The 26,134-nt window shown below is 68.3% G+C and carries 24 protein-coding genes and 1 riboswitch; of the genes, 18 read left to right on the top strand and 6 right to left on the bottom strand.

What is annotated here, in order from left to right:
• The first annotated feature begins 83 nt into the window (after positions 1 to 83).
• Entirely contained in the window at positions 84 to 977 is an 894-nt protein-coding gene (locus BLV92_RS19270) for a LysR family transcriptional regulator (RefSeq protein ID WP_090547893.1), read from the top strand.
• A 35-nt stretch (positions 978 to 1,012) separates the two neighbouring features.
• On the opposite strand, the gene BLV92_RS19265 is transcribed toward BLV92_RS19270, so the two are convergent.
• Together BLV92_RS19265 and BLV92_RS19260 are read right to left on the bottom strand one after the other, a co-directional pair.
• On the bottom strand, positions 1,013 to 1,501 hold the full coding sequence (locus BLV92_RS19265; protein WP_090547891.1) for a CPBP family glutamic-type intramembrane protease: 489 nt from the start codon (positions 1,499 to 1,501) through the stop codon (positions 1,013 to 1,015).
• Between the two features lie 87 nt (positions 1,502 to 1,588).
• A complete protein-coding gene (locus tag BLV92_RS19260) occupies positions 1,589 to 3,151 on the bottom strand; it encodes a methyl-accepting chemotaxis protein (protein ID WP_090547889.1) in 1,563 nt (520 codons plus the stop codon).
• Positions 3,152 to 3,598: 447 nt separating this feature from the next.
• Between BLV92_RS19260 and BLV92_RS19255 the strand changes: the two genes are divergently transcribed.
• A complete protein-coding gene (locus BLV92_RS19255; protein WP_090547888.1) occupies positions 3,599 to 4,552 on the top strand; it encodes an IclR family transcriptional regulator in 954 nt (317 codons plus the stop codon).
• Between the two features lie 84 nt (positions 4,553 to 4,636).
• Here BLV92_RS19255 and BLV92_RS19250 read toward each other — a convergent pair whose 3' ends face one another.
• Complete coding sequence (locus BLV92_RS19250) at positions 4,637 to 5,710, bottom strand: porin (protein ID WP_090547885.1); 1,074 nt, start codon at positions 5,708 to 5,710, stop codon at positions 4,637 to 4,639.
• A 437-nt stretch (positions 5,711 to 6,147) separates the two neighbouring features.
• Here BLV92_RS19250 and BLV92_RS19245 point away from each other — a divergent pair, with 437 nt between their 5' ends.
• From BLV92_RS19245 to BLV92_RS19180, 14 genes are all read left to right on the top strand, one after another.
• Positions 6,148 to 6,462: a non-heme iron oxygenase ferredoxin subunit gene (locus tag BLV92_RS19245; RefSeq protein ID WP_090547884.1), complete on the top strand. Its 315-nt coding sequence runs from the start codon at positions 6,148 to 6,150 to the stop codon at positions 6,460 to 6,462.
• Positions 6,459 to 6,776, top strand: coding sequence for a recombinase-like helix-turn-helix domain-containing protein (locus BLV92_RS19240; protein ID WP_090547882.1), 318 nt, complete (start codon positions 6,459 to 6,461; stop codon positions 6,774 to 6,776). The genes BLV92_RS19245 and BLV92_RS19240 overlap by 4 nt, the downstream gene beginning before the upstream one ends.
• A gap of 93 nt (positions 6,777 to 6,869) precedes the next feature.
• Complete coding sequence (locus tag BLV92_RS19235; RefSeq protein WP_090547881.1) at positions 6,870 to 7,958, top strand: aromatic ring-hydroxylating dioxygenase subunit alpha; 1,089 nt, start codon at positions 6,870 to 6,872, stop codon at positions 7,956 to 7,958.
• Positions 7,951 to 8,718: an SDR family oxidoreductase gene (locus BLV92_RS19230; RefSeq protein WP_090547879.1), complete on the top strand. Its 768-nt coding sequence runs from the start codon at positions 7,951 to 7,953 to the stop codon at positions 8,716 to 8,718. Before BLV92_RS19235 ends, BLV92_RS19230 begins: the two co-directional genes overlap by 8 nt.
• 26 nt (positions 8,719 to 8,744) lie before the next feature.
• Positions 8,745 to 9,272, top strand: coding sequence for a cupin domain-containing protein (locus BLV92_RS19225; protein ID WP_090547878.1), 528 nt, complete (start codon positions 8,745 to 8,747; stop codon positions 9,270 to 9,272).
• Between the two features lie 35 nt (positions 9,273 to 9,307).
• Positions 9,308 to 10,225 (top strand): alpha/beta fold hydrolase, encoded by a 918-nt coding sequence (locus BLV92_RS19220; protein ID WP_090547876.1) that lies wholly within the window; start codon positions 9,308 to 9,310, stop codon positions 10,223 to 10,225.
• Complete coding sequence (locus BLV92_RS19215) at positions 10,222 to 11,082, top strand: IclR family transcriptional regulator (protein WP_090547875.1); 861 nt, start codon at positions 10,222 to 10,224, stop codon at positions 11,080 to 11,082. Before BLV92_RS19220 ends, BLV92_RS19215 begins: the two co-directional genes overlap by 4 nt.
• Positions 11,082 to 11,891: an SDR family oxidoreductase gene (locus BLV92_RS19210; protein ID WP_090547873.1), complete on the top strand. Its 810-nt coding sequence runs from the start codon at positions 11,082 to 11,084 to the stop codon at positions 11,889 to 11,891. Before BLV92_RS19215 ends, BLV92_RS19210 begins: the two co-directional genes overlap by 1 nt.
• Positions 11,884 to 13,542 (top strand): thiamine pyrophosphate-binding protein, encoded by a 1,659-nt coding sequence (locus BLV92_RS19205; RefSeq protein ID WP_090547872.1) that lies wholly within the window; start codon positions 11,884 to 11,886, stop codon positions 13,540 to 13,542. The genes BLV92_RS19210 and BLV92_RS19205 overlap by 8 nt, the downstream gene beginning before the upstream one ends.
• Positions 13,535 to 14,362 carry an aspartate dehydrogenase gene (locus tag BLV92_RS19200; protein WP_090547870.1) on the top strand — a complete coding sequence of 276 codons (828 nt, stop codon included), beginning with the start codon at positions 13,535 to 13,537 and terminating at the stop codon, positions 14,360 to 14,362. The genes BLV92_RS19205 and BLV92_RS19200 overlap by 8 nt, the downstream gene beginning before the upstream one ends.
• A gap of 55 nt (positions 14,363 to 14,417) precedes the next feature.
• Positions 14,418 to 15,911: an aldehyde dehydrogenase gene (locus tag BLV92_RS19195; protein ID WP_090547868.1), complete on the top strand. Its 1,494-nt coding sequence runs from the start codon at positions 14,418 to 14,420 to the stop codon at positions 15,909 to 15,911.
• 25 nt (positions 15,912 to 15,936) lie between these two features.
• Positions 15,937 to 16,899: a VOC family protein gene (locus BLV92_RS19190; protein WP_090547866.1), complete on the top strand. Its 963-nt coding sequence runs from the start codon at positions 15,937 to 15,939 to the stop codon at positions 16,897 to 16,899.
• Complete coding sequence (locus BLV92_RS19185) at positions 16,896 to 18,143, top strand: NAD(P)/FAD-dependent oxidoreductase (protein WP_090547865.1); 1,248 nt, start codon at positions 16,896 to 16,898, stop codon at positions 18,141 to 18,143. The genes BLV92_RS19190 and BLV92_RS19185 overlap by 4 nt, the downstream gene beginning before the upstream one ends.
• 33 nt (positions 18,144 to 18,176) lie before the next feature.
• On the top strand, positions 18,177 to 19,580 hold the full coding sequence (locus BLV92_RS19180) for an MFS transporter (protein ID WP_090547863.1): 1,404 nt from the start codon (positions 18,177 to 18,179) through the stop codon (positions 19,578 to 19,580).
• Between the two features lie 76 nt (positions 19,581 to 19,656).
• Here BLV92_RS19180 and BLV92_RS19175 read toward each other — a convergent pair whose 3' ends face one another.
• The 3 genes from BLV92_RS19175 to BLV92_RS19165 form a co-directional block, all read right to left on the bottom strand.
• Entirely contained in the window at positions 19,657 to 20,781 is a 1,125-nt protein-coding gene (locus BLV92_RS19175; protein WP_090547862.1) for a porin, read from the bottom strand.
• Between the two features lie 123 nt (positions 20,782 to 20,904).
• Positions 20,905 to 22,104, bottom strand: a complete 1,200-nt coding sequence (locus BLV92_RS19170) for a M20 aminoacylase family protein (RefSeq protein WP_244283851.1) — start codon at positions 22,102 to 22,104, stop codon at positions 20,905 to 20,907.
• A 14-nt stretch (positions 22,105 to 22,118) separates the two neighbouring features.
• On the bottom strand, positions 22,119 to 23,441 hold the full coding sequence (locus BLV92_RS19165; protein ID WP_090547859.1) for an MFS transporter: 1,323 nt from the start codon (positions 23,439 to 23,441) through the stop codon (positions 22,119 to 22,121).
• 172 nt (positions 23,442 to 23,613) lie between these two features.
• Between BLV92_RS19165 and BLV92_RS19160 the strand changes: the two genes are divergently transcribed.
• A complete protein-coding gene (locus BLV92_RS19160; protein ID WP_167627120.1) occupies positions 23,614 to 24,567 on the top strand; it encodes a LysR family transcriptional regulator in 954 nt (317 codons plus the stop codon).
• A gap of 77 nt (positions 24,568 to 24,644) precedes the next feature.
• A riboswitch (glycine riboswitch) is annotated at positions 24,645 to 24,735 on the top strand.
• A 170-nt stretch (positions 24,736 to 24,905) separates the two neighbouring features.
• Entirely contained in the window at positions 24,906 to 26,129 is a 1,224-nt protein-coding gene (locus BLV92_RS19155) for a D-amino acid dehydrogenase (protein ID WP_090547856.1), read from the top strand.
• Positions 26,130 to 26,134: the final 5 nt, after the last annotated feature.

Genomic DNA, 26,134 nt, shown 5'->3' with positions numbered 1-26,134 from the left:
TCGAATCTCCGTGGCCGAAAGCGGTCAGCATAGGTTCGCGTCGGGTATATTGGAAATGAATTTCCAGAATTTCAGGTATTGCAATGATTAATCTCGGACGGCTCGACCTGAACCTGCTGCTGACGCTCGACGTGCTGCTGGCGGAGCACAACGTGACGCGCGCCGCGCAGCGGCTGAACCTGTCGCAGCCGACGGTCAGCGTGCAGCTCGCGCGGCTGCGCGAGATTTTCGGCGATCCGCTGCTGCTGCCGGGGCCGCGCGGCATGCGGCCGACCGCGCGCGCGGACGAACTGCGCGAGCCGCTGCGCCGCGCGCTCGATGCGCTGGAGCAGGCGGTGTCTCCGTCGCAGGCATTCGAGCCGTCGGCCGCGACGCACACGTGGCGCGTCGCCGCGACCGACTACGGCGAATCGACGATCGTGCTGCCCGCGTTGAACGCACTGCGCGATGCGGCGCCCGGCGCGCGGCTCGCGGTGGTCGAGATGGTGCCGTCGCGGATCGCGAAGCAGGCGGAGCAGGGCGGCATCGACCTCGTGTTCCATACGGGAGAAGGCTCGCCGGCCGGGCTGCATCGGCGCGTGCTGTTCACCGAGCGTTATGTGCTGGCCGGACGCGCCGGGCATCCGCGCCTGAAGCGCCGGCCGACGCTCGCGCAGTTCTGCGCGCTCGATCACGTGATCGTGTCGCCGGACGGCGCGGGTTTTTACGGCGTGACCGACGAGGCGCTCGCGGAACGGGGCGTGACGCGGCGTGTCGTGCTGTCCGTGCCGCACTTCCTGTTCGTGCTGTCGGTCGTCGCGAGCACCGATCTCGTCGCGATGGTGCCGTCGCGGCTCGCGCTCAATCATGCGGCGCTGCGCGTGGTCGAGCCGCCGGTCGAGGTGCCGGGCTACGAGATGGCGATGCTGTGGCACGAACGCGTGCATCGCGATCCCGCGCATAAATGGCTGCGCGGGTTGATCGCGGATTCGGTGTGAGCGGAGCGGCGCGTCGGCGTCGAACGGCTACCCGCTCACGCGACGAAGATGAAATACAGCGCGGCGATGCCGTTGTGCATCGCATGGACCGACGCGGTCAGCACGAACGGCCGGCCGCCGCGTTCGTCCTCGATCACGAACACGGCCGCGAGCACGAGTCCGACCCATGCCATCATCAGCATGTAGAACAGGCTGTACGTATGCGCGATGCCGAACAGCGCCGCCGAGGCGAACATCGCGACGCCGGCGCGGCAGCCGAACCGGCGCAGCAGCCGGATGCACGCCCATTGAGTCAGCGCGGTCTCGACGAGCGGCGCGACGATCACGCCGACCAGCAACATTGCGGCGATGCCTTTCTTTTCGAGTTGCGGGCCGCCGGCCGCGAAGTGCGGATCGACCAGCGCGACGAGCGACGCGGGAATGACCGTCGCATACGTGAGCAGCAGCGCAACGGCCATCAGCGGCAGCGGCGCGAGCGCGTTCGCGCGGGCCTTGAGCGACAGGGAGTGCTGGCGCGGCGTCATGCGTGTTGAGCGTCCGGAAATGTCGTCGCATCATTCTCGACGATTGCGGGCCGCGTGCAAACCGCGCTGCTGAATTCAACCCGCTGTTCAGCCCACCGCGAGTGCCGTGTGCCCGACCTTGAACGCGGCGGTCAGCGCGCTCAGCGACTGCGCCTGCTTGGCCAGCGACGTCGCGGCGGCCGCGCTTTCCTCGACGAGCGCCGCGTTCTGCTGCGTGACCTCGTCCATTTGCGTGACCGCGAGCCCGACCTGTTCGATGCCCTGGCGCTGTTCGCGCGACGCGTTAGCGATCTCGCCGACGATCGTCGCGACCCGCGCGATCGCCGCCTCGATTTCGTGCATCGCGCCGCCGGCCTCGGTGACGAGCCCCGCGCCGCTTTCGACGCGGCCGGTCGATTCCGCGATCAGCGCGCCGATCTCCTTCGCGGCCGACGCCGAGCGCTGCGCGAGGCTGCGCACCTCGCCGGCGACGACCGCGAAGCCGCGCCCTTCGTCGCCGGCGCGCGCGGCCTCGACTGCCGCGTTCAGCGCCAGGATGTTGGTCTGGAATGCGATGCTTTCGATCGCGCCGATGATGTCCGTCATTTTCGACGAGCCCGCATGGATCGCGCGCATCGTGTCGACCATCCGGCTCACCGCGTCGCGTCCGCGCGCGGCCACGTCCGACGCGCCGTGCGCGAGTTCGCTCGCCTGCTGCGCGTTGGTCGCGTTGACCTGCACGGTCGCGATCAACTGCTGCATTGCGGACGCGGTTTCTTCGAGCGCCGCCGCCTGTTCCTCGGTGCGCTGCGACAGGTCGAGATTGCCGGCCGCGATCTGCTGCGTCGTGGTCGCCATCGCGTGCGAGCCGCTGTGCACCGTCTGCACGGTTGCGCGCAGACGGTCCTGCATCGCGGCCAGGCTGTGCAGCAGCATTCCCATTTCGTCGTCGTTGCGGACGGCCACGCGCGTCGTCAGGTCACCGGCGGCGATCGCATCGAACTGGCCCATCGCGTCGCGCAGCGGCGTCATGATCGCGCGGCGCAGCGAACGCCAGCTAAGGAACGCGACGACCAGTGCGAGCGCGATGCTCGCCGCGCAGGTCGCGAGCAGCGCATGGAACAGCGCGGCCGAATGATCGTTGGACGAACGCGCCTGCTGATCCAGGTAACGTTCGACGGCGCTCTGGCTCGCGTTCATCGCGGTGTACAGCGCGATCAGATGCTGCGCGCGGGTCTCGTCCATCCAGCCGGTGTCGCCCGCGCGGATCGCTTCGATCAGGCGGTCGATGCCGTCGCGGAACACCGCGCTCCGCTTCGCGTCGAGGTCGTCGGTCAGCGCCTGCAATTCGGGCGTTTTCGGCAGCCCGCGAAACTCGGCCCACCAGCGGTCGGATTCGGCGAACAGGCTCTTCGCGCGGTCCAGCTGCATGCCGAGCTGCGGCGAATGCGGATTCGCCATCGCCCAGTCGAGCCCGAAGCGCGCGCGCGACATCGCGGTGCCGGACTTGCCGAGCGCGACCGCCGACGCGAAGTGCACCGCATACGCGTCGTGCTGCGCGCGGTTCGTTTCGGCCATGCCGAAGATGCCGATGGCGCCCGTCGCCAGCAGCAGGACGCCGAGCGTCGCAATCGTGATCGCGATCCGCAGGTTGATCGTCAGGGTTTTCATGGTCTCAGGAAGGCCGCCCGCCTTGGTGTTGTTGTTCCATACATAAAACGACGTATCGTGTATGGAAAGTATAACGGCGTAAATGCGTGAAAAGTTAATGGTTGTGCGCGGGCGCGGCTGCGAGAAATTCGCGGCGAGGGAGGGGAGGAGAGCGCAACGCCGCCGCGTGCCCTTGCTTGACCCGCGGCGCGAGCGTCGCGCGTTCGGCCTGCCGCGTGCAAGGCATCTTCTGCATCAGCGAGCGGATCGGGTGGCGGACAGTGTGCGGCGACACGCTGGTCTGCGCGCATGGCGATCGTCGTGTGGAAGGGGCGCATGGCGGTTATGCAGTGGTTGTCGCGGCAACGGCAGCGGAGCGGCGAGCGTTGAATGATCGGCGGGCGGGACCCGGCGACGCTTCGCGCTATCATGCTGACCTGTAACCGATCAGTCAGACGATAGCCGGCAATGGCAAAAGACAAGAAAACAGGCACCGGGCGAGGGACCGCCCCGCCGCGCGGCGAAACGCTGCCCGACGACGACACCGCTGCATCCGCTGCCGCGGACCCGGCCGACGCGCTCGAAGAAGGCGGCGCGTCGTCCACCTATCTGGTGCCGGGCCTCGAACGCGGGTTGCGCATCCTCGCGGAATTCTCCGCGCGCGAACCCGTGCTCGGCGCGCCGGAACTGTCGAAGCGCATCGGCATTCCACGCACGACCACGTTCCGCCTGTTGCAGACGCTCGAAGCCCTCGGTTTCCTCGAACGCGCGAACGGCGACCGGCATTTCCGGCTCGGCGTCGCGGTGCTGCGGCTCGGCTTCGAATACCTGAGTTCGCTCGAACTCACCGACTTCGGCACGCCGGTGCTCGAACGGCTGCGCGACGCGACCGGCCTCAGCACGCATCTGCTGATCCGCGACGAGCGTGACGTCGTGTTCGTCGCGAAGGCGCAGACGCACGATCCGATGTTCAGTTCGGTGAAGGTGCACGTCGGCACGCGCCTGCCCGCTCATGCAACGGTGCATGGCCAGGTGCTGATGGGCGACATGACGCTCGCGGACCTGAAGGCGCTGTATGCGGGGCAGCCGCTCGAACGCTTCACCGACCGCACGCCGGACACCGTCGAGGACCTGTATGCGCGCGTGCGCGAAAGCGCGGCGCAGGGGTATGCGATCAGCGAGGCGTCGTTCGAGCGGGGCATTTCGGTGGTCAGCGCGCCGGTGCGCGACCAGTCCGGCAGGATCGTCGCCGCGATCACGGCGACGGTGCCGCGCTCCGATATCGGCGACGACGAACGCGTGCCGCTGATCGCCGCCGTCTGCGGCGCGGCGATCGACCTGTCGGCGCGGCTCAACTATCGCCCGCACGCCGACGACCCGACCGCCGCGCACGCGCGCAACAAGCCGGTCGCCGCGGGCTGAAGCGCGGTCTTCCTCTTCGTTCGACGTAGCGGCGGCCATGCACGTGGAGCGTGACCGCCGCGCGCTACGTCAGTCACATCATCATCAGAACGAGTGATGGATGCCGGTCAGCACGATCGTCTGATTGCGCCCGCTCGACACGCCCGCCGTGAAGAACGCCGCCTGCGCATCCGAGTTCGCGTGCTGGTACAGCGCGTTCACGTACACCTGCGTCGATTTCGACAGCGCGTAGATGTCGCCGATCATGAACTGCGTCCAGCGGCGGCCGGACAGCGTCGAGGTCGCCGCGCCGCCGACCACGCTGTTGGCCGGCGTGAACTGGTAGTTCGCGCCCGCGTCGTAGCTCTGGAACGTGTCCGAGTAGCCATTCGACTGCAGCTTCGTGCGCGTATAGAGGCCGTGCACGAGCAGATTGCCGAACTGGTACGACGCGCCCGCGCCCATGTTCTCGACCTTGTCCGCGATGTACGTCGCGCCCGGCTGGCCCTGGAACGTGTTGATGCCGGTCGTCGAGATCGACACCGACCGGTCGTGCTCGTTCGACCACGTCGCGCCGGCCTTGAGCGGCCCGTTCGCATAGCTGACCGCGAAACCCATCGTGCGGCCGGTCGAGAAGTTCGTCGTGTTGCCGAAGCCCATCATCGCGCCGAACGACAGCCCGTACCAGCTCGGTGACTTGTACTTCATCGAGTTGTCGTACGGCGCCACGCCGGTATCGGCCAGCTGGTCGATGTTGCCGGGATGGAACGCATACCAGCTTGCGCCCAGATACGCGGTGCTCAACGGGCCGAGCACGTCGAACGCGAACGGCGTCTGATGGCCGAGCGTCAGCGTGCCGAACTGGTCGGAACTCAGGCCGACGTACGCCTGGCGGTTGAACAGCGTGTTCGCTTTCGCGAGCGCGCCAGTGTTCGTGTAGAAGCCGTTTTCGAGCTGGAACACCGCTTTCAGGCCGCCGCCCAGATCCTCGACGCCCTTCAGGCCCCAGCGGTCCGGCTGCATGTTGCCCTGTTCCAGCATCCACTTCGAACTGCCGCCGACGTTGCTGATGTAGGCGACACCCGCGTCGAGGCTCCCGTATAACGTGACACTGCTTTGTGCCCATGCGCCCGACGTGGCGCAGATCCCGGCGAGGCCGGCGGCGATGACGTGTTTCAACTCTGGACTCCTGATCGTGTGACAAGTGGCCCGCCGGCTGCGCAGGCTCCCCAACCTTTCTTTTACGGCTGTCGCGCGTCGTGCTGCTTGCATCGATCGCCCGTTGCCGTTATGTTCCATATATGGGCAGTTGTGCTGCCTATGGAAAGTATAGAGACTCACGATGCGCGTCAAAAAGTTTTTTTCGTTGGCCGCGAAACGTGCATCGAAGCCGGGTTAGTTCGGTTTGACCGGCTCGAAAGCCTTATGAAATGGGCGTTTGGTGAATTGGAGGGAATCCGGCCGCAACGTCGATCTGTCGCTTTCACGCTGCATGCCAGGTGTTTACCCCAGTGGGCTCGTATTTATTTTTTTCCAACGAAAAACGGCTCCTATAATAACCATACATAAACCAATGTTCCTTATATGGAACGAAGGTGATCGGGAGAAGGTGAGAAATGGCTGAAGAATGGCGCTGCGCCGGTCATGCCGGCGACCTGTCCGAAGACGCGCCGATCGAGTTCAAGCTCGACGGCGCCGAGATCGGCATCTATCGGGTGGGCGACGAGATCTATGCGCTCGAAAACGTCTGCCCTCATGCGTACGCGCTGCTGACGCAGGGCTTCATCGACGGCGACACCGTCGAATGTCCGCTGCACGAAGCCGTGTTTCATATTCCGACCGGCAAGTGCCTGAAAGAGCCCGGCGGCCGCGACCTGAAGCAGTACGCGGTGCGCCTCGCCGGCGAGGAAATCCAGATCAAGGTCGAATGACCGAGCGAGAGGTGACCGTGAATTTCAATCCGTATCTGAAGCCGTGGCTCGCGCCGCAACCGAACAACGTCGCCGGCAAGGGCGTAATCGAGAAGCCGGGCGACGTCGGGAACATGATCTGGCAGACGCGCAAGGCCGAGCCGACGCAATACGAAAACGACTTCGGCGACGCGCTCGAAAAGGTGTTCGACGCGGGCGCGGTGGAGCTGGGCGAAGTGGTCGACGGTCTGAACCGCATCGGCTTTCGCACGCCCGAAGGCTCGCCGTGGAACGCGGAGCGTCTCGCCGCCGAGTTCCGTCTGTTATCCGAATGAACTGACCGGCGCGCGCGTAACGCGCCGGCCCGCGTTGGCGGGCGGCCCGCGCGAAGAACCCGTCTCCCCGAATACGTACCCGGAGTCTGTTCAATGACATCCCCCACACCCGAAACCGCCGGCGCGGCCGATCCGATCCGGACTTACCTCGACCGCGGCCTGCGCAACTACTGGTATCCGGTCGCGCCGAGCTGGCAGGTCAGCAACGCGCCGATCGGCATCACGCGCCTCGGCGACCAGATCGTGCTGTGGCGCGATCAGCAAGGTCATGTACACGCGCTCGAAGACCGCTGCCCGCATCGCGGCGCGCGTCTGTCGCTCGGCTGGAATCTCGGCGACCGCGTCGCGTGCTGGTATCACGGCATCGAAGTGGACGGCGGCGGCACCGTGAAGAACGTGCCGGCCGTGGCCGCGTGTCCGCTCGAAGGGCAGAAGTGCGTGAAGTCGTACCCGGTCGAGGAACGCGCGGGCGCGATCTTCCTGTGGTTCGGCGACGACGCGCACAAGGAGCCGGCGCCGCTCGTGCTGCCCGAGGAACTGGCGAGCGATGAATACTCGCATTTCCTCTGCATGTCGAACTGGAAGTGCAATTACCAGTACGCGATCGACAACGTCATGGACCCGATGCACGGCGCGTATCTGCACGCGACGTCGCATTCGATGGCCGAAGGCGACAAGCAGGCCGACATGCGCGTGCGCAAGACCGACACCGGCCTCGTATTCGAAAAGACCGGCCAGCGCGACGTGAACTTCGACTGGGTCGAACTCGGTGAAACCGGCTGCCTGTGGATGCGTCTCGCGATTCCGTACCGCAGGAAGTTCGGTCCGGGCGGCAACTTCGGGATCATCGGCTTCGCGGTGCCGGTCGACGGCGACCACTGCCAGGTCTATTTCTGGCGCACCCGCAAGGTCACGGGCTGGCAGCGCGACGCATGGCGCTTCCTGTACCGCAACCGCCTCGAAGGGCTGCACTGGGCGGTGCTCGAACAGGACCGCTACGTCCTCGAAAGCATGGCGCCGAACGCGCGCGATCACGAGTTCCTGTATCAGCACGACGTCGGCATGACGCGCGTGCGCCGGATGTTGCGCCAGCGCGCGCAGCAGCATTTCGCGGACCTCGATGCGTGGCGCGCGCAGCAGGACGCGGCCGCACAGCCCGCCGCGGAGCAGCGCCATGCGTGAGGTCGCCACGGTCGCCCTGAACGGTCGGCGCGTGGTCGTGACCGGCGGCGCGCGCGGGCTCGGCGCGTCGTTCGTCGCGGCGCTCGCGGAAGCGGGCGCGCGCGTCGTGTTCGGCGACCTGCTGCACGACGACGGCGAGGCGCTTGCGAATTCGCTGCGCGCGGCGGGCCACGACGTGTCGTACCGGCCGCTCGATCTCGCGCAGCCGGCCAGCGTGGCGTCGTTTGTCGATGCGGCAGCGGCCGCGCTCGGCGGCCTCGACGGCCTCGTCAACAACGCGGCGATCACGAACTCGGGCGGCCAGTCCGCGACCGAGCTGACCCCCGCGACGTGGGACGCGGTGATGACCGTGAACGTGCGCGGCACGTGGCTCGCGAGCACGGCGGCGCTGCCGCATCTGCGCGAGTCGGGCCGTGGCGCGATCGTGAACATCGCGTCGGACACCGCCCTGTGGGGCGCGCCGAAGCTGCTCGCGTACGTCGCGAGCAAGGGCGCGATGATCGCGATGACGCATTCGCTCGCGCGCGAGTTCGGCGAGCACGGCGTGACGGTCAACGCGATCGCGCCGGGGCTGACCGAAGTGGAAGCGACCGCGTACGTGCCGCAGGCGCGTCACGACTACTACCGCGAAGGGCGCGCGCTGCAACGCGCGCAGGTGCCGGCCGACGTGACCGGACCCGTGTTGTTCCTGCTTTCCGATGCCGCCCGTTTCGTGACCGGGCAACTGCTGCCGGTGAACGGCGGTTTTGTGATGAATTGATTCAGTCCAATCGAAAGGAGAAATCGATGGCCGATGCAGATATCGAGCGCAAGTCGTGGGACCAGCCCGCGGACGCCAGCTTCAAGCAGTGGATGGAAAGCCGCGTCGCGCGTCTGTCGACGCGCCGCTACGACTGGGACGCGCTGAAGTTCCAGGCGGACTACGACCCGAAGTATCGCCGCGCGCAGATGCGCTACGTCGGCACCGGCGGCACCGGCGTCGCGAAGGATGTGAACACCGTGCCGGCCGGCGGCTTCACGTTCTCGACGATGGTGATTCCGGCCGGCAACGTCGGCCCGAGCCACATCCATAGGGATGTCGAAGAAATCTTCTTCGTGCTGCGCGGCAAGATGAAGGTGATCTGCGAGCGCGACGGCGAGACGTGGGAAGCGGTGCTCGGCGAACGCGACCTGATCTCGGTGCCGCCCGGCGTGTACCGCACGGAGATCAACATCGGCGAAGAGGACGCGCTGATGTGCGTGATGCTCGGCTCGCCGAAGCCGATCACGCCGACCTATCCGCCGGATTCGCCGCTCGCGAATCTCAAGCGCTGATTCGCGCGATGAAAAACGCACCCGTCGACGCAGCCATGCTTTCTTCCGCCGCCACTCCCGATGCCGTCGCCGCTTCGCTCGAAGCGCGGCTCGCGTGTTTTCCCGCGCGCCGCGTCGAAGTGGGCGCGCGCGCGGTCGGGTATCGCGAAGCTGCCGGCGCGAAGGACGAAGCCGGGCTGCCGCTCGTGCTGCTGCACGGCATCGGCTCCGGCGCGGCGTCGTGGGTGCAGCAACTCGAAACGCTCGGCGCGGCGCGCCGCGTGCTCGCATGGGATGCGCCGGGCTACGGCGAATCGACGCCGGTTGCCGCCGGGTCGCCGCTGGCTTCGGACTATGCGGACGTGCTGCGCGCGTGGCTCGATGCGCTCGACGTCGAGCGTTGCGTGCTGGTCGGCCATTCGCTCGGCGCGATTGTCGCGGGCGCGTTCGCGGCGGCCAACGCGGCGCGCGTCGCCGGCCTGCTGCTGATCTCGCCGGCGGGCGGTTACGGCGCGGCGTCGCCGGATGTGCGCGCATCGAAGCGCGACGCGCGCCTCGCGATGCTCGCGGACCTGGGTCCTGCCGGGCTGGCCGAAAAGCGCAGCGCGAACATGCTGTCCGCGCACGCGGGCGACGCGGCGCGCGCATGGGTGCGCTGGAACATGGCGCGCATCGTGCCGGCCGGTTACGCGCAGGCGACGCATCTGCTCGCGAACGCGGACCTCGCAACCGATCTCGCGGCGTTCGACGGCCGCGTCGCGGTGGCGGTCGGCGAACAGGACAGCATCACGCCGCCCGCCGCGTGCGAGCGGCTTGCGGATGCGGCGCGCACGCCGCTGCGGATCGTGCCGCGCGCGGGCCACGCGGGTTACGTCGAAGCGCCCGCCGCCTACGACGCATTGATCGGCGCGTTCTTCCTCGACGTCGAACAGCAGCGGGAAAACAGCGTGAAGAACAACGGAGTTCCTGAATGACCCCAGACATTGCAGACCGTCCGCACGACGCGGACGACGACCGGAGCGACGCGGGTTATCGCGTGCCCGGTCTCGAACGCGGTCTGCGCATCCTGACCGAGTTCTCGCCGCGCGAGCCGATGCTCGGCGCGCCCGAACTGTCGCGGCGGCTCGGCATTCCGCGCACGACGGTGTTCCGTCTGCTGCAAACGCTCGAAGCGCTCGGTTTCCTCGAACGCGCGGACGGCGACCGCAACTACCGGCTCGGCGTCGCGGTGCTGCGGCTCGGCTTCGAATACCTGAGTTCGCTCGAACTGACCGACCTCGGCCTGCCGGTGATCGAATCGCTGCGCGACGACACGGGCCTCACGAGCCACATCGTGATCCGCGACGGCCGCGACGTGGTGTTCGTCGCGAAGGCGCAGAGCCATGCGCCGATCTTCAGTTCGGTGAAGGTGAACGTCGGCACGCGGCTGCCCGCGCACGCGACCACCCATGGCCAGGTGCTGATGGGCGACTTCACGCTCGAAGAACTGCGCGGGCTGTATCCGGAGCCGAAGCTCGAACGCTTCACGCAGCACACGCCGGAAACCGTCGAGGCGCTGTACGAGCGCGTGCGCGAGGACGCGGAGCGCGGCTTCGCGATCAGCGAGTCGTCGTTCGAGCGCGGCATTTCGGTCGTGTCCGCGCCGGTGCGCAACGACACGGGCCGCATCGCGGCGGTCATCACGACGACGATTCCGCGCTCCGCGATCGACGCGTCGCTGCTCGACAGCGGCCTCGTCGGCAAGGTGCGGCGCGCGGCCGACGAACTGTCGAAGCGTCTCAACTACCGGCCGCCCGCGCGCAGCCCGTACATGAAGGCATTGGGGATCTGATGATTCGAATCGACTTGACCGGGCAGGTCGCGGTGGTGACGGGCGGTTCGTCCGGCATCGGGCTCGCGACCGCCGAACTCTTTTTACGCGCGGGCGCATCGGTCGCGATCTGCGGCCGCGACCGCGAGCGTCTCGCGCGCGCCGAACAGGGCCTGCGCGAACGCCACGCGGATGCGCCGCTCTTCGCGATGCCGTGCGACGTGCTCGACGCGGACGCGGTGAACGCGTTCGCGCAGCAGGTGCAGCAGCGCTTCGGCCGCACCGACATGCTGGTGAACAACGCGGGCCAGGGCCGCGTGTCCACGTTCGCGGACACGACCGACGACGCGTGGCGCGACGAACTGGACCTGAAGTACTTCAGCATCATCCGCCCGACCCGCGCGTTCCTGCCGATGCTGCGCGAGGCGGCCGCGGCCGGCGGCAACGCGTCGATCGTCTGCGTGAATTCGCTGCTCGCGTTGCAGCCGGAGCCGCACATGGTCGCGACGTCGTCCGCGCGCGCGGGCGTGCTGAGTCTCGTCAAGTCGCTCGCGGGCGAGTTCGCGCCGGAGCGCATCCGCGTGAACTCGATCCTGATCGGCCTCGTCGAGTCCGGCCAGTGGCGTCGCCGCTACGAAGCGGGCGCGCAGCCGGGCCAGAGCTGGGAAGACTGGACCGCCGAACTCGCGCGCAAGAAACACATTCCGCTTGGCCGCCTCGGTCGTCCCGACGAAGCAGCACAGGCGCTCTTTTATCTGGCCACGGCCCTGTCGTCCTATACGACGGGCAGTCACATCGATGTTTCCGGAGGCGTTGCACGACATGTCTAAACAAACCACCGTCGGGGAGCTGATTGCTGCCTTTCTCGAACAATGCGGCGTGCGGACGGCGTTCGGCGTGATCTCGATTCACAACATGCCGATCCTCGACGCGATCGGCCGGCGCGGCAACATCCGCTACGTCGGCGCGCGCGGCGAAGCCGGCGCGGTCAACATGGCGGACGGCCTCGCGCGCGTGTCGGGCGGGCTCGGCGTCGCGTTCACGAGCACCGGCACCGCCGCGGGCAACGCGGCCGGCGCGATGGTCGAGGCGCTGACCGCCGGCACCGCGCTGCTGCACGTGACCGGGCAGATCGAAACCGACTATCTGGACCAGGACCTCGCGTATATCCACGAAGCGCCGGACCAGTTGACGATGCTGTCGTCGATCTCGAAGGCCGCGTTCCGCGTGCGTTCGGTGGATACGGCGCTCGCGACCGTGCGCGAAGCGGTGCGCGTCGCGCTGACCGCGCCGAGCGGTCCGGTCAGCGTCGAGATTCCGATCGACATCCAGGCCGCGCTGACCGACTGGCCGCACGACATGGCCGCGCCGCACGTCACGACGCTCACGCACGACGAAACGCGCGTCGCGCAACTGGCCGACGCGCTCGCGAGCGCGAAGCGTCCGCTGCTGTGGCTCGGCGGCGGCACGCGCCACGCGACCCAGGCCGTCGAGCGGCTGGTGGCGCTGGGCTTCGGCGTGGTGACTAGCGTGCAAGGCCGCGGCGTGCTGCCAGAGGACCATCCGGCGACGCTCGGCGCGTTCAACGTGCATCCGGCCGTCGAGGGCTTCTATCGCACCTGCGACGCGATGCTGGTGGTCGGCTCGCGGCTGCGCGGCAACGAAACGCTGAAGTACAAGCTCGCGCTGCCGCAGCCGCTGTATCGCGTCGATGCGGACGCGCTCGCGGACAACCGAGGCTATCGCAACGAGCTGTTCGTGCACGGCGACGCGGCGGCGGTGCTCGACGCGCTCGCGACGCGTCTCGAAGGCCGCCTGAAAGTGGACCCGGCGTTTGCCGGCGACCTGGCGGCCGCGCGCGAAACGGCGGTCGCGGACACCGCGAAGGGGCTCGGCCCGTACCGGCAGCTGGTCGAGTCGCTGCAACGCGCGGTCGGCCGCGACTACAACTGGGTGCGCGACGTGACGATCTCGAACAGCACGTGGGGCAACCGGCTGCTGAAGATCTTCACGCCGCGCGCGGGCGTGCATGCGCTCGGCGGCGGCATCGGCCAGGGGATGCAGATGGCGATCGGCGCGGCGCTCGCGGGCGCGGCCGCGAAGACCGTGTGCCTCGTCGGCGACGGCGGCCTGATGGTGAACGTCGGCGAACTCGCGACCGCGGTGCAGGAAAACGCGAACGTGATGATCGTGCTGATGAACGACAAGTGCTACGGCGTGATCCGCAACATCCAGGACGCGCAGTACGGCGGCCGCCGTTATTACGTCGATCTGCACCAGCCGGACTTCGCGCAGTTCTGCGCGAGCCTCGGCCTCGCGCACTACCGGCTGTCGTCGCTCGATCAGGCCGACGCCATCATCCGCGAAGGGCTCGCGAAGAACGGCCCGGTGCTGGTCGAAGTGGACATGACCGCCGTCGGCAGCTTCGCGACCGCGTTCGCGGGGCCGCCGGTCAAGAAAGAGGAGCCGCAACATGCGTGACGCCCATCGTCCGTACGTGGCCGGCATCGACGTCGCGATGATCGGCTTCGGCGCGATCGGCCAGGCCGTCTATCGCGCGGTCGCCGCCGATCCGCACGTGCACGTGTCGCACGTGATCGTGCCCGAGCATCACGCGGCGTCGGTGCGCGGCGCGGTCGGGCCGTCGGTCGAGGTCGTGTCGTCGGTCGATGCGCTGTCGACGCGCCCGCAGTTCGCGCTCGAATGCGCGGGCCACGCGGCGCTGGTCGATCACGTGGTGCCGCTGCTGAAGGCCGGCACCGACTGCGCGGTCGCGTCGATCGGCGCGCTGTCCGATCTCGGCCTGCTCGACCGGCTGTCGGTCGCGGCGGACGAGGGCGACGCGACGCTGACGCTGCTGTCCGGCGCGATCGGCGGCATCGACGCGCTGTCCGCCGCGAAACTCGGCGGCCTCGACGAAGTGCTGTACACGGGCCGCAAGCCGCCGGTCGGCTGGCTCGGCACGCCGGCCGAGGACGTGTGCGACCTGCGCGCGCTCGATGTCGAGCGCGTGATCTTCGAGGGCAGCGCGCGCGACGCGGCGCGGCTCTATCCGAAGAACGCGAACGTCGCGGCGACGATCGCGCTCGCGGGCCTCGGCCTCGACCAGACGTCGGTGCGCCTGATCGCCGATCCGGCGGTCACGCGCAACGTGCACCGGATCGTCGCGCGCGGCGCGTTCGGCGAGATGTCGCTGGAGATGTGCGGCAAGCCGCTGCCCGACAACCCGAAGACGTCGGCATTGACTGCCTATAGCGCGATTCGTGCGCTGCGCAACCGCGCGGCGCGCTGTGTGATTTGACGCGACCCGCACGCGCGCAGCGATGCGGCGCGACTGGTCCGATGGAGCTTGTGACATGACCCCTTTCGATTCCCGTCTCGTGCCGGACGGCGACATCTTCGTCGGCGGCGAATGGCGTCGCGGCCGCGCGGCGACCTATGCGAGCGTGTACCCGGCGGACCAGTCGGTGAACATGGAAATTTCGACTGCGAACGCGGACGACGCGAACGACGCCGTCGAAGCGGCCGACGCCGCGTGGCGCCGCGCGGACTGGGCGGGGCTGAAGCCGCATCAGCGCGCGCTCGTGCTGTACCGGATCGCCGACCTGATTACCGCGCGCCACGAGGCGCTCGCGCAACTGCAACGCCGCGACAACGGCAAGCCGATCGGCGAGACGCGCGTGCTGGTCGCGAGCGCGGCGAACACGTTCCGCTATTTCGCCGCGTGCCTCGAAACGCTCGACGAAGAACTGACGCCGTCGCGCGGCGACTACCTGACGATGAGCGTGCACGAGCCGATTGGCGTCGTCGCGGCGATCACGCCGTGGAATTCGCCGATCGCCTCCGACGCGCAGAAACTCGCGCCCGCGCTCGCGGCCGGCAACGCGGTCGTGCTGAAGCCGGCCGAAGTGACGCCGCTCGTGTCGCTCGCGCTCGCGCGCATTTGCGAGGAAGCGGGCGTGCCGAAGGGCGTCGTCAGCGTGCTGCCCGGCAAGGGCTCGGTGATCGGCGACGCGCTGGTGCGCCATCCGCGCGTGCGCAAGGTGTCGTTCACCGGCGGCACCGACGTGGGCCGCGGCATCGCGCGGATCGCGGCCGAGAAGCTGATGCCCGTGTCGCTCGAACTGGGCGGCAAGTCGCCGACCATCGTGTTCGACGACGCGGACCTCGACCATGCGGTGAACGGCGTGCTGTACGGCATCTTCAGTTCGTCGGGCGAGGCGTGCATCGCGGGCTCGCGGCTGTTCGTGCAGCGTTCGCTCTATGACGAATTCATGCGCCGGCTGGCCGACGGCGCGCGCCGGCTGCGCGTCGGCGACCCGACGCGCGACGACACGCAGATGGGGCCGCTCATCAGCGGCAAGCATCGCGAGTCGGTCGAGCGTTACGTCGCGCTCGGGCTCGAAGAGGGCGGCCGGCTGCTGTGCGGCGGCGAGCGCCCGACCGGCGACGGCCGCGAAAACGGCTTCTTTTATCTGCCGACGATCCTCGAAGGACTGGCGAACGGCGCGCGCATCTGCCAGGAGGAAATCTTCGGGCCGGTGCTGGTCGCGATGCCGTTCGACGACGAGGCGTCGCTGATCGCGCAGGCGAACGACAGCGTGTTCGGCCTCGCGGCCGGCATCTGGACGCGCGACTACAAGCGCGCGTGGCGCGTGGCCCGCGCGCTCGAAGCGGGCACCGTATGGATCAACACGTACAAGCTGTTTTCGATCTCGACGCCGTTCTCCGGCTGGAAGGACAGCGGGATCGGCCGCGAGAAGGGCCGCCTCGGCATCCGCGAGTACATGCAGCAGAAGAGCCTCTACTGGGGCTTGAACGACGCCCCGCTGCCGTGGGCGAATGTCTGACGGCGGCGCACAGGAGAAAGAGGCCATGACGATACTCGGCATTGAACAGATCACGTATGGCGTGGCGGACCTCGGCGAATGCCGGCGGTTCTTCGCGGACTGGGGCTTGAAGGAAGTCGCGCACGACGAAACGCGCGCGCGTTTCGAGACGCTGAACGGCTGCACGGTGCTCGTCGTCGATGCGAACGACGCGTCGCTGCCGCCCCCGTTCGAGGACGGGCCGACGCTGCGCGAAGTCACGTGGGGCGTCGCGACGCGCGCCGAACTGGACGCGCTGCGCGGCCGTCTCGCGGACCAGCCGGGTTATTACGCGACCGACGACGCAATCGGCTGCATCGATCCGGCCGGGATGGCGATCCGCGTCGAGGTCACGCGCCGCCGCGCGCTGGACCTGCACGGCTCGCCGTCGAACGTGTGGGGGCAGACGCTGCGCGTCGATCAGCCGTCGCCGGTGTACGAGCGCGCGGAGCCGGTCGAGGTCGGGCACGTGGTGTTCTTCACGAACCGCCTCGCGGAGCAGGAGCGGTTCTATCACGAGCGGCTCGGCTTCGAGACGTCGGACCGTTATCCGGGGCGCGGCGCGTTCATGCGCTGCGCGCCGCACGGCGGCCACCACGACATCTTCCTGCTCGCGCTGCCGGATGGAAAGCGCGGCCTCAACCACGTCGCGTTCACCGTGCGCGACATTCACGAAGTGTTCGGCGGCGGGCTGCACATCAGCCGCTGCGGCTGGGCCACGCAACTCGGGCCGGGCCGGCATCCGGTGTCGTCCGCGTACTTCTGGTACTTCCGGAACCCGGCCGGCGGGCTGATCGAATACTACGCGGACGAGGACGTGCTGACGCCCGACTGGCAGCCGCGCGAATTCGAACCCGGCCCGACCGTCTTCGCGGAATGGGCGATCGACGGCGGCCTCGACGGCAACACGCGGCGGCAGAAGAATGCTCAGGCTCCCGAAGGAAAGTTCATGACGGAGCGTAAGTCGTGAGCGCGCCGCAGGCATCGGCGTCCGTTGCCGCGCCGCGCACCGTCGTCGTGATCGGCGGCGGCCAGGCGGCCGGCTGGGTCGTGAAGACGCTGCGCAAGGAAGGCTTCGACGGCCGCCTCGTGATGATCGCGGACGAAGCCCATCTGCCGTACGAGCGCCCGCCGCTGTCGAAGGCGGTGCTCGCGGGCGAAGCGGATATCGACACGGTGCGGATCGTGAAGCCCGACGAATTCGCGGGCCTTGATGTCGAAGCGTGGCAACCGGACTGCGCGACGTCGATCGACCGCGCGGCGCGCATCGTGCGCACGCGCTCGGGCCGCGAGGTCGAATACGACCGGCTGGTGATCGCGACCGGCGGCGCGGCGCGCCGCTTGCCGGATGCGCTTGTCAGAACGCGGCACGTCACCTGTCTGCGCACGCTCGACGAAGCCGTGGCGCTCGGCGAGAGGCTGCGCGGCAGCCGCCGCGTGCTCGTGATCGGCGGCGGCTGGATCGGCCTCGAAGTCGCGGCGACCGCGCGCAAGCTCGGCGTCGAAGCGACCGTGGTCGAAGGCGCGCCGCGACTGTGCGCGCGTTCGCTGCCGCCGGTCGTGTCGCAGTTCCTGCTCGACCTGCATCGTTCGCACGGCGTGGACGTGCGCGTCGGCGCGGCGCTCGCGTCGATCGAGGACCACCCGGACGACCCGCAACGCGTGCGCGCGACGCTCGCGGACGGCTCCGTGCTCGACGCGGACTTCGCGGTCGCCGGCATCGGCCTCGCGCCGCACACGGCGCTCGCCGAGGCGGCGGGGCTGCCGGTCGCGGACGGCATCGTCGTCGACGAATACGGCGCGACGGCCGACCCGAACGTGTTCGCGTGCGGCGACGTCGCGAACCATCCGAACGCGTGGCTCGGCCGCCGCGTGCGGCTCGAATCGTGGGCGAACGCGCAGAACCAGGCGATCGCGGCCGCGAAGGCGCTGCTCGGCAAGGCCGAGCCGTATGCGGACATTCCATGGTTCTGGTCCGATCAGTACGACGTGAACCTCCAGATCCTCGGCGACCTGCCGACGGATGCGGACCTCGCGGTGCGCGGCAGTCTCGCCGATAAACGCGCGACGCTGTTCTGCGTGAAGGACGGCGCGCTGCGCGGCGCGATCGCGATCAACGCCGCGCGCGACCTGAAGCTCGCGCGCAAATGGATGCAGCAGGGGCGGCCGGTCGATCTCGCGACACTGACCGACGCCAGCAAGGCTCTCGCGTAACTCCCCCCCTTTTTGACGGCAGAGACACCAGGCATGAGAACCATCGACAACATCATCGAACATCGAGGCGGGGCGGGTGTCAGCGGACCTGTCACCCGGGGCTCCATCATCGCGCGGCTCGAACGGATGCCGACCAACGCGATGCAGATTCGCGCGCGCGTGCTGATCGGGCTCGCGACGTTCTTCGACGGCTTCGACGTGATCGCGATCGCGGCGACGCTGCCGATCCTGATCCAGAAGTGGCATTTGACGCCGTGGGAAATCGGCTTCCTGATCGCCTCGGGATCGGTCGGCCAGTTGTTCGGCGCGTTCCTGTTCCCGTGGCTCGCGGAGCGTCATGGCCGCGTGCGCGCGATTGCGTGGAGTTCGGGGATCATCGGCGTGACGAGCATTCTGTGCGGGTTCGCGCCGACCTTCGCGGCGTTCGCCGCGCTGCGCGTCGTGCAGGGTTTCGGTCTCGGCGGCGAACTGCCGGTCGCGGCCACGTACATCAACGAGATCAGCCGCGCGCATGGGCGAGGCCGCTTCGTGCTGCTGTACGAGATCGTGTTCCCGATCGGGCTGCTCGCGTCGAACGCGCTCGGCGCGTGGGTCGTGCCGCGTTTCGGCTGGGAGGCGATGTACTTCATCGGCGGGCTGCCGCTGGTGCTGTTCTTCGTGCTGCGCCGTCTCGTGCCGGAATCGCCGCGCTGGCTCGCGGAACGCGAGCGCCTCGGCGACGCCGACAACGCGATGACCGTGTTCGAGCGTTCCGCGAAGGGGCCGCTCGCGCCGGTCGCGCACGCGGCGGAATTCGACGAACTGGCGAACCGCCATCCGAAGCGCCGGATGAAGGACCTGTTCGGCCCCGCGTATCTGAAGCGCACGCTCGCGGTCGCGATGCTGTGGATCACCTGCGGCTTCATCCAGTACGGGCTGTCCACGTGGCTGCCGACGATCTATCGCACCCTCTATCACGCACCGCTGCAACTCGCGCTGAACCTCGCGGTGGCCGCGTCGGTGCTCGGCGTCGTCGGGTCGCTCGTATGCGCGCTGCTGGTGGACAAGGTCGGGCGCAAGCCGATCATCAACGTGTCGTTCGTGCTGTGTGCCGTGTCGCTCGCGCTGGCCGGCGTGTGCCATGCGATGTCGGTGTACGTGGTCGCGACGTTCAGCGCGTTCGCGCTCGGCTTCCTCGCGAGCGGTTTCATCACGGCTTACGTGTACACGCCGGAACTGTATCCGACCAGCATCCGCGCGCTCGGCTGCGGCGTCGGCGGCGCATGGCTGAAAGTGGCCGCGATCTTCGCGCCGGCGATCGTCTCGAAGACGATGGTCGGCGGCAATCTCGACGTCGCGTTCTACATCCTCGCGGCGGTGCCGTTCGCGGCGGCGATCGTCGTGCATTTCCTCGGCATCGAGACGAAGGGGAAGGTGCTGGAACAGCTCGAAGCTTGATCCGTTCTGGTCTCGGACTGAAAAAAGGCGTGCCGTGCGGCACGCCTTTTTTTCGCCCGCTTGCCGCCGGGCGCGATCAGAAGTTGTGATACACGCCGAGCGCGAAGTCCGTCACCGACGCGCCCTTCGCGGGCAGCGGCCCGCTGCCGTACAGGTCGTTCGTCATCTGCGAGTTCGCCGCGTTCTTGATGACCGACACGCGCGCATACAGCGCGGTGCGCTTCGACAGGAAATAGTCGTCGCCGATCTGGAGGCCGACCGCATGGTTCGCGGTCTGCGTGACGTCGCGATAGACGAGCGAGCCGCGGAACATGTGCGCGCCGAAGCGCGCGAGCGAGCCGAGCGAATACTCGCGCGCGACGAAGTCCTGCGCATAGCGCGGGTCGAACAGCTGCCACGACGCGGACACCGCATAACGGCCCATGTCGTAGATCATCGCCGCGCCGAACGAGTCGGTGCGCGTCGTGGTGTCGGTGCACGCGCCGGCCGACGGATCGCACCACGTCTGGTTGAACGATGCCGACACATAGAGCGGTCCGTTCGCATAGGTGAGCGCGCCGCCGCGGTTCTGCGCGGCCGGCCCTTCGGACTGGTCGCCCTTGAATGCGTACAGCAATTGCGCGGTGAAACCCGCGAGGCTCGGGCTCGTATAGACGGCCGCGTTGCTCACGCGCGCCTCGACCGTCGAGGCGCCACGGCCGAGGTCGGACACGCTGCCGAAGTAGGTCCACGGCGACAGCTTCGACACGCCGAAGAACGGATCGACGAACAGTTGCAGCCCGACGCCGAACTGCTTGCCGAGGTCGATTCCGCCCCAGTCCTTCGACGCGATGCCGACATACGCGGCGCGGTTGAACATCGTGTTCGGCGCGCCGAACGTGCCGTCGTTCGCGTTGAAGCCGTTTTCGAGCCGGAAATGGACGGACAGCCGGGGCGTCAGTTCCTCGCGGCCGTAGATGCCGATTTTCGACGTCCACGCGCCGCCGCTCAACAGGCGCGTCGCGGTCTGCCCGCCGGCGTTGTAGTGGTCGATGTATTCGTCGACCGTGCCGTAGATCGACACCAGATTGCCGGACACCGAGCCATAACCCGGACCGAACGCCGGCATCAGCGAAGAGAACACCGAATCCGCATGGCAAAGGCTGGGCGCGAGCGCAAGCAGCCCGGCCGCAGCGGCTGCAGCCTTGATCGTCTTTTTCATCGTGTGTGTAGTGGTAGGCGCCGTTGGGCGGCGCTCGATTCGAGTGGAAGGGGACAACGACTGCGGGGAGCCGCAGCGGCTACGCCCGGCCGGACGCGCGCTGCGAGCGGTGAACGGCGGTGATTACTTCAAATACGTTTCGACGAGCCGGACCCAGTAGCTCGCGCCGAGGCTGATGATCCGGTCGTTGAAGTCGTAGTTCGGGTTGTGGCACATGCAGCCGCCCCACTGGCCGACGCCGTTGCCGAGCATCACGTAACAGCCCGGCACCGACTGCGCCATCCATGCGAAGTCCTCGCTGCCCATCACGCCGCGCGTGTCGGTCAGCACGTGGTCGTCGCCGACGAGCGCCGCCGCGACGCCGCGCGCGAGCGCGGTCGGCCCTTCCGCGTTCAGCACGACCGGCACCAGATGCGTGTAGTCGATCGACGCCTCGACGCCGAACGTCTGCGCCTGCGACGCGACGATCTCGCGCACGCGCGTCTCGATCCGCTCGCGGACCTCGGGGGTCGTCGAGCGCATGTTCAGCAGCAGTTGCGCGCGCTCCGGAATCACGTTGTGCGTCGCGCCCGCCTGGATGCCGCCGACGCTGACCACGCCGACGTCGCGCGCCGCGAGATTGCGCGACACGATCGTCTGCAACGCCATCACGATCGCGCTTGCGGCGACGATCGGGTCGCGCGTCAGCTCGGGCATCGCGCCGTGGCCGCCGACCCCCTTCAGCGTGACGGTCGCGACGTCGGATGCGGCCGTCACGCTGCCTTCCTTCACGACGAACTGGCCGACCGGCACGCCGGGCGCGTTGTGCAGCGCGTACACCGCGTCGCACGGAAAGCGTTCGAACAGGCCGTCCTCGATCATCCGGCGCGCGCCGCTCAGGTTTTCCTCGTCGGGCTGGAAGATCAGGTTCAGCGTGCCGTCGAACGACGCATGGCGCGCGAGATGCTTCGCGGCCGCGAGCAGGATCGCCGTGTGGCCGTCGTGGCCGCACGCGTGCATCCGGCCCGGCACGCGGCTCGCATACGGCAGGTCGGTCGTCTCGACGATCGGCAGCGCGTCCATGTCCGCGCGGATGCCGATCGCGCGGGCGCCGCCGCCGCGCTTCAGGCGTCCGACGACGCCATGGCCGCCGATGCCGGTATGCACGTCGTAACCCCAGTCGCGCAGCAGGCCGGCGACGAACGTTGCGGTGTCGGCGACGTCCGCGCCGAGTTCCGGGTTCGCGTGGATGCGGCGGCGGATGTCGATGAACGTGTCCTGTTCGGCGACCACTTCCGGCACGAGCCGGTCTTCGTGGAAGCCTTTTTCGAGCACGAACGGCATGGATGACTCTCCTTTCATTGGCCAGGGTGAAGCGTTGCGGGGGAGGCGGCGCGCTGTTCGCGCAGCGCGAGCAGCGCGCACAGCGAGATCGCGCTGCACGCGACCATGTACCAGGCGGGCGACATCGGATTGCCGGTCGCGCTGATGAGCCACGTGACGATGAACTGCGCGAAGCCGCCGAAGATCGACACGCCGACGCTATAGACGACGCTGAGGCCGGTGGCGCGCACGCGCTTCGGGAACGCTTCGAGGATCAGCAGGAAACCCGGTCCGGCGATGATCGCGAGGCACGACACGAGCAGCGCGACGATCGCGAGCGCGACGCCGAGATTCGCGGTGTGGTTGAGCAGCCAGAACGCGGGGAACACCAGCAGTCCGCCCGTCAGCGTGGCGCCGAACACGACCGGCTTGCGGCGCTTCAGCCGGTCCGCGAGCAGCCCGGACAGCGGCGCGACGACGAAGAGCGTCGCGCCCGACACGCAGCCCGAGAGGAACGCGGTCGCCGACGGCATGTGCAGCACCTTGATGAGATAGGTCGGCATGTAGAACACCGCGATGTACATCGTCGCGGTGCTGCCGACGATCATCAGGATGCCGGTCAGCAGTTCACGCCGGTGCGAGCGCAGCGCCTCGCTGAACGCGCTGGTTTCGCGCGCCTCGTCGGTGTGCGTCTCGTGCAGCGAGCGGCGGATGTACAGCCCGACCGGACCGATCAGCAGTCCGCACAGGAACGGCACGCGCCAGCCCCAGCTTTCGAGCGCGGCCGGCGTCAGCAGATGCGCCAGCGCGAAGCCGCTCAAGGCGCCGGCGAGCGCGGCCGCGCCCTGGCTCGCGACCTGCCAGCTCACGAGGAAACCGCGCGTCGTCGCGACGCCGGACTCCATCAGCAGCGTCGTCGACGCGCCGATCTCGCCGCCGGCCGAGAAGCCTTGCAGCAGCCGCCCGGCGACCACCAGCACCGGCGCGAGCACGCCGATCGACGCATACGGCGGCGCGAGCCCGATCAGCGCGGTGCCGGCGGCCATCACGACGATCGTCAGCGTCATCGCGGCCTTGCGGCCCGCGCGGTCCGCGTAGTTGCCGATCACGACGCCGCCGATCGGCCGCACCACGAAGCCGATGCCGAACGTCGCGACCGCCATCAGCAGCGAGCCGAACGGCGAATGCGACGGAAAGAACTGCTTGCCGATGATCACAGCGAAGAAGCTGTAGATCGTGAAGTCGAACATCTCCAGCCCGTTGCCGAGCGACGTCGCCGCGATGAGCATGAAGCGCGACGCGTGACCGCCGCGCGCGGGGACCGACGACCCGATGGCCGGGTTGTGCAGATTTGCCATGACTGCTCCGTTCGTGAAGTCTCACGCCGCCGGGGCGACGACGTGTCCGAACAGTAAGAGCGCCAATTTCACGGAACAAATCGTTTGTTTTTATTCCAATAACTTTTTTTTATCCCGCAGAATCGTGGCCGGGCGCGACGCATGGCACCCGCATTATGGAGCGGATCGGGCAATGAAGTTTCACCAGCTGAAGGCGTTGATCGCGGTGGCCGAGGGCGGCAGCATCCACGAGGCGTCGCGCGACCTGCACGTGACCCAGCCGGCGATCAGCAAGGCGCTCGCGGATCTCGAAGCGGAACTCGGCGCGCCGCTGCTGGTGCGCTCCGCGAAGGGCGCGCAGCTCACGCACTACGGGCAGAGCCTGATTCGCCACGCGCGCGCGATCGACCAGGAACTGCGCCACGCGCACGAGGACATCGCGACGCTGCTGGGGGTCGCGCGCGGCACCGTCAGCGTCGGCGTGACGCCGGTGACGGCGACCGGCCCGTTCGCGGAGGCGCTGCGCCGCTTCATGCTCGCGCATCCGCAGGTCACCGTGAACGTGCGCGAGATGCGGCCCACGCTGATCCACGAAGGGCTGGCGGACGGCACCGTCGATTTCGGCCTCGTGTCGCGGATCGGGCCGCCGGTCGAGCCGCGTTTTCACTGGGAGGAGCTTTACACGGTGCCGACCACGCTCGCGGTGCGCACCGGGCATCCGTTGCGCGGGCCGAAGTCGCTCGCGGTGCTCGCGGAATCCGGCTGGCTGAGCTGGGACGCGCTCGACGACGCGTCCAGCCTCGTCGGCTCGCTGTTCAGCAGCCACGGCGTAGAGCCGCCGAAGAGCGTGCTGCGCTGCACGTCCACCGTGCTGTACGTCGAGATGGCGACGACCACGGACCTCATCAGCCTGTGGTCCGAACTGCCGTTCCACATTCCCGAGTACAACGCGAAGCTGCGCCGCCTCGCGCTCAAGGAGCCGCTGCCGGACATGACGGTCGGGCTCGTGTGCCGCGACCTGAAGCTCGCGACGTCGGTCGCGTCGACGTTCATCGACTTGATCCGCGAATGCAGCGCGAACATCGGCGGACTGTACCGGCGCGCGGGCGCGGTGCCGCGTTTGCGCGGCGCGGGTCCCTCGCGGTGACGACGCCTGACCGTTGCATTCGCGTCGCCGGGGATTGCCAAACGCTTTTTGCGCCGGTATGGTTCGCGGTGTTCCACGAACGCAGCAGGGGAGAGACCGTCGCAACGTGACGGCGCCGACGGAGCAACCGCCCCGGAAACTCTCAGGCAAAAGGACCGTGCTGCCGGAACATCTGGAGAGCGGCGCGCGACGCGCGCCCACCGAAGGGGAGCGGGACGCCGCGCGCGAAACCATGCGCGGCGCGAACGCGAAACTCTCAGGTACATGGACAGATGGGGCATCGGCGCCGGCCGTCACCACGGCGCGGCCGGCGATGCTCAACACCACTGGACCATGTCATGCCACGAATCGCCATTCTCGGCGCCGGGATCACCGGCGTCACCACTGCGTACGCGCTCGTTCAGCGCGGTTATCGCGTCACCGTGTTCGAACGCCACCGTTATGCGGCGATGGAAACGTCGTTTGCGAACGGCGGCCAGCTATCGGCGAGCAACGCCGAAGTGTGGAACAGCCGCGCGACCGTGCTGAAGGGGCTGCGCTGGATGTTCACGCGCGACGCGCCGCTGCTGATGAACCCGCGGCCCGGCTGGCACAAATACTCGTGGATCGGCGAGTTCCTGCGGCAGATTCCGCACTATCGCTCGAACACGATCGAGACGGTGCGGCTCGCCATCGCCGCGCGCGAGCACCTGTTCGGGATTGCCGAGCGCGAGCGGATCGACTTCGACCTGGAGCGGCGCGGCATCCTGCATTTTTATGCGACGCGCGGCGAATTCGAGTCGGCGCTGAAGGTCAACGAACTGCTGCGCGACGGCGGTCTCGACCGAAGTCCGGTCACGCCCGACGAGATCCGCGCGCTGGAGCCCGCGCTGCAAGGCCGGTTTCATGGCGGTTTTTATACGCCGTCCGATTCGACCGGCGACATCCACAAGTTCACGCGCGGCCTCGCGCGCGCGTGTGAAGCGCATGGCGTGACGTTCCGCTACGACACGTCGGTGGAATCGATCGGCGCCGACGCGGACGGCCGGCCGCTGATCGTCGCCCAATGCGGCGGCGAGCGCGATGCGGATGCGTTCGACGGCGTCGTCGTTTGCGCGGGCGTCGGCAGCCGCGCGTTCGCCGCGATGGTCGGCGACCACGTGAACGTCTATCCGGTGAAGGGTTATTCGATCACCGTGTCGCTCGACGACGCGGCGAGCCGCGAGGCCGCGCCATGGGTGAGCCTGCTCGACGACAGCGCGAAGATCGTTACGAGCCGGCTCGGCGCGGACCGCTTCCGCGTGGCCGGCACCGCCGAACTGAACGGCTTCAATCGCGACATCCGCGCGGATCGCGTCGAACCGCTCGTGAACTGGACGCGCCGTCATTTCCCGGGCATGTCGACCGCGCGCGTGGTGCCGTGGGCGGGGTTGCGGCCGATGCTGCCCAGCATGTTGCCGAAGGTCGGACGCGGCAGGCGGCGCGGCGTGTTTTATAACACCGGGCATGGGCATCTCGGGTGGACGTTGTCCGCCGCGACGGCGGAGAGTGTGGCGGAGGTGGTCGCGGGCGCGGGGGTTTAGGGCTT

It is taken from the genome of Paraburkholderia caballeronis, assembly GCF_900104845.1.
GTDB classification, from domain to species: Bacteria; Pseudomonadota; Gammaproteobacteria; order Burkholderiales; family Burkholderiaceae; genus Paraburkholderia; species Paraburkholderia caballeronis.
The sequence above is the reverse complement of the archived record's forward strand: the minus strand, read 5'-3'. Positions and strand labels throughout refer to the sequence as shown.

What these genes read in the sequence shown, in the direction of transcription:
- BLV92_RS19270 (WP_090547893.1), top strand. Translation starts at nt 84, where the DNA reads ATGATTAATCTCGGACGGCTCGACCTGAACCTGCTGCTGACGCTCGAC.
- BLV92_RS19265 (WP_090547891.1), bottom strand. Translation starts at nt 1,501, where the DNA reads ATGACGCCGCGCCAGCACTCCCTGTCGCTCAAGGCCCGCGCGAACGCG.
- BLV92_RS19260 (WP_090547889.1), bottom strand. Translation starts at nt 3,151, where the DNA reads ATGAAAACCCTGACGATCAACCTGCGGATCGCGATCACGATTGCGACG.
- BLV92_RS19255 (WP_090547888.1), top strand. Translation starts at nt 3,599, where the DNA reads ATGGCAAAAGACAAGAAAACAGGCACCGGGCGAGGGACCGCCCCGCCG.
- BLV92_RS19245 (WP_090547884.1), top strand. Translation starts at nt 6,148, where the DNA reads ATGGCTGAAGAATGGCGCTGCGCCGGTCATGCCGGCGACCTGTCCGAA.
- BLV92_RS19240 (WP_090547882.1), top strand. Translation starts at nt 6,459, where the DNA reads ATGACCGAGCGAGAGGTGACCGTGAATTTCAATCCGTATCTGAAGCCG.
- BLV92_RS19235 (WP_090547881.1), top strand. Translation starts at nt 6,870, where the DNA reads ATGACATCCCCCACACCCGAAACCGCCGGCGCGGCCGATCCGATCCGG.
- BLV92_RS19230 (WP_090547879.1), top strand. Translation starts at nt 7,951, where the DNA reads ATGCGTGAGGTCGCCACGGTCGCCCTGAACGGTCGGCGCGTGGTCGTG.
- BLV92_RS19225 (WP_090547878.1), top strand. Translation starts at nt 8,745, where the DNA reads ATGGCCGATGCAGATATCGAGCGCAAGTCGTGGGACCAGCCCGCGGAC.
- BLV92_RS19220 (WP_090547876.1), top strand. Translation starts at nt 9,308, where the DNA reads ATGCTTTCTTCCGCCGCCACTCCCGATGCCGTCGCCGCTTCGCTCGAA.
- BLV92_RS19215 (WP_090547875.1), top strand. Translation starts at nt 10,222, where the DNA reads ATGACCCCAGACATTGCAGACCGTCCGCACGACGCGGACGACGACCGG.
- BLV92_RS19210 (WP_090547873.1), top strand. Translation starts at nt 11,082, where the DNA reads ATGATTCGAATCGACTTGACCGGGCAGGTCGCGGTGGTGACGGGCGGT.
- BLV92_RS19205 (WP_090547872.1), top strand. Translation starts at nt 11,884, where the DNA reads ATGTCTAAACAAACCACCGTCGGGGAGCTGATTGCTGCCTTTCTCGAA.
- BLV92_RS19200 (WP_090547870.1), top strand. Translation starts at nt 13,535, where the DNA reads ATGCGTGACGCCCATCGTCCGTACGTGGCCGGCATCGACGTCGCGATG.
- BLV92_RS19195 (WP_090547868.1), top strand. Translation starts at nt 14,418, where the DNA reads ATGACCCCTTTCGATTCCCGTCTCGTGCCGGACGGCGACATCTTCGTC.
- BLV92_RS19190 (WP_090547866.1), top strand. Translation starts at nt 15,937, where the DNA reads ATGACGATACTCGGCATTGAACAGATCACGTATGGCGTGGCGGACCTC.
- BLV92_RS19180 (WP_090547863.1), top strand. Translation starts at nt 18,177, where the DNA reads ATGAGAACCATCGACAACATCATCGAACATCGAGGCGGGGCGGGTGTC.
- BLV92_RS19175 (WP_090547862.1), bottom strand. Translation starts at nt 20,781, where the DNA reads ATGAAAAAGACGATCAAGGCTGCAGCCGCTGCGGCCGGGCTGCTTGCG.
- BLV92_RS19170 (WP_244283851.1), bottom strand. Translation starts at nt 22,104, where the DNA reads ATGCCGTTCGTGCTCGAAAAAGGCTTCCACGAAGACCGGCTCGTGCCG.
- BLV92_RS19165 (WP_090547859.1), bottom strand. Translation starts at nt 23,441, where the DNA reads ATGGCAAATCTGCACAACCCGGCCATCGGGTCGTCGGTCCCCGCGCGC.
- BLV92_RS19160 (WP_167627120.1), top strand. Translation starts at nt 23,614, where the DNA reads ATGAAGTTTCACCAGCTGAAGGCGTTGATCGCGGTGGCCGAGGGCGGC.
- BLV92_RS19155 (WP_090547856.1), top strand. Translation starts at nt 24,906, where the DNA reads ATGCCACGAATCGCCATTCTCGGCGCCGGGATCACCGGCGTCACCACT.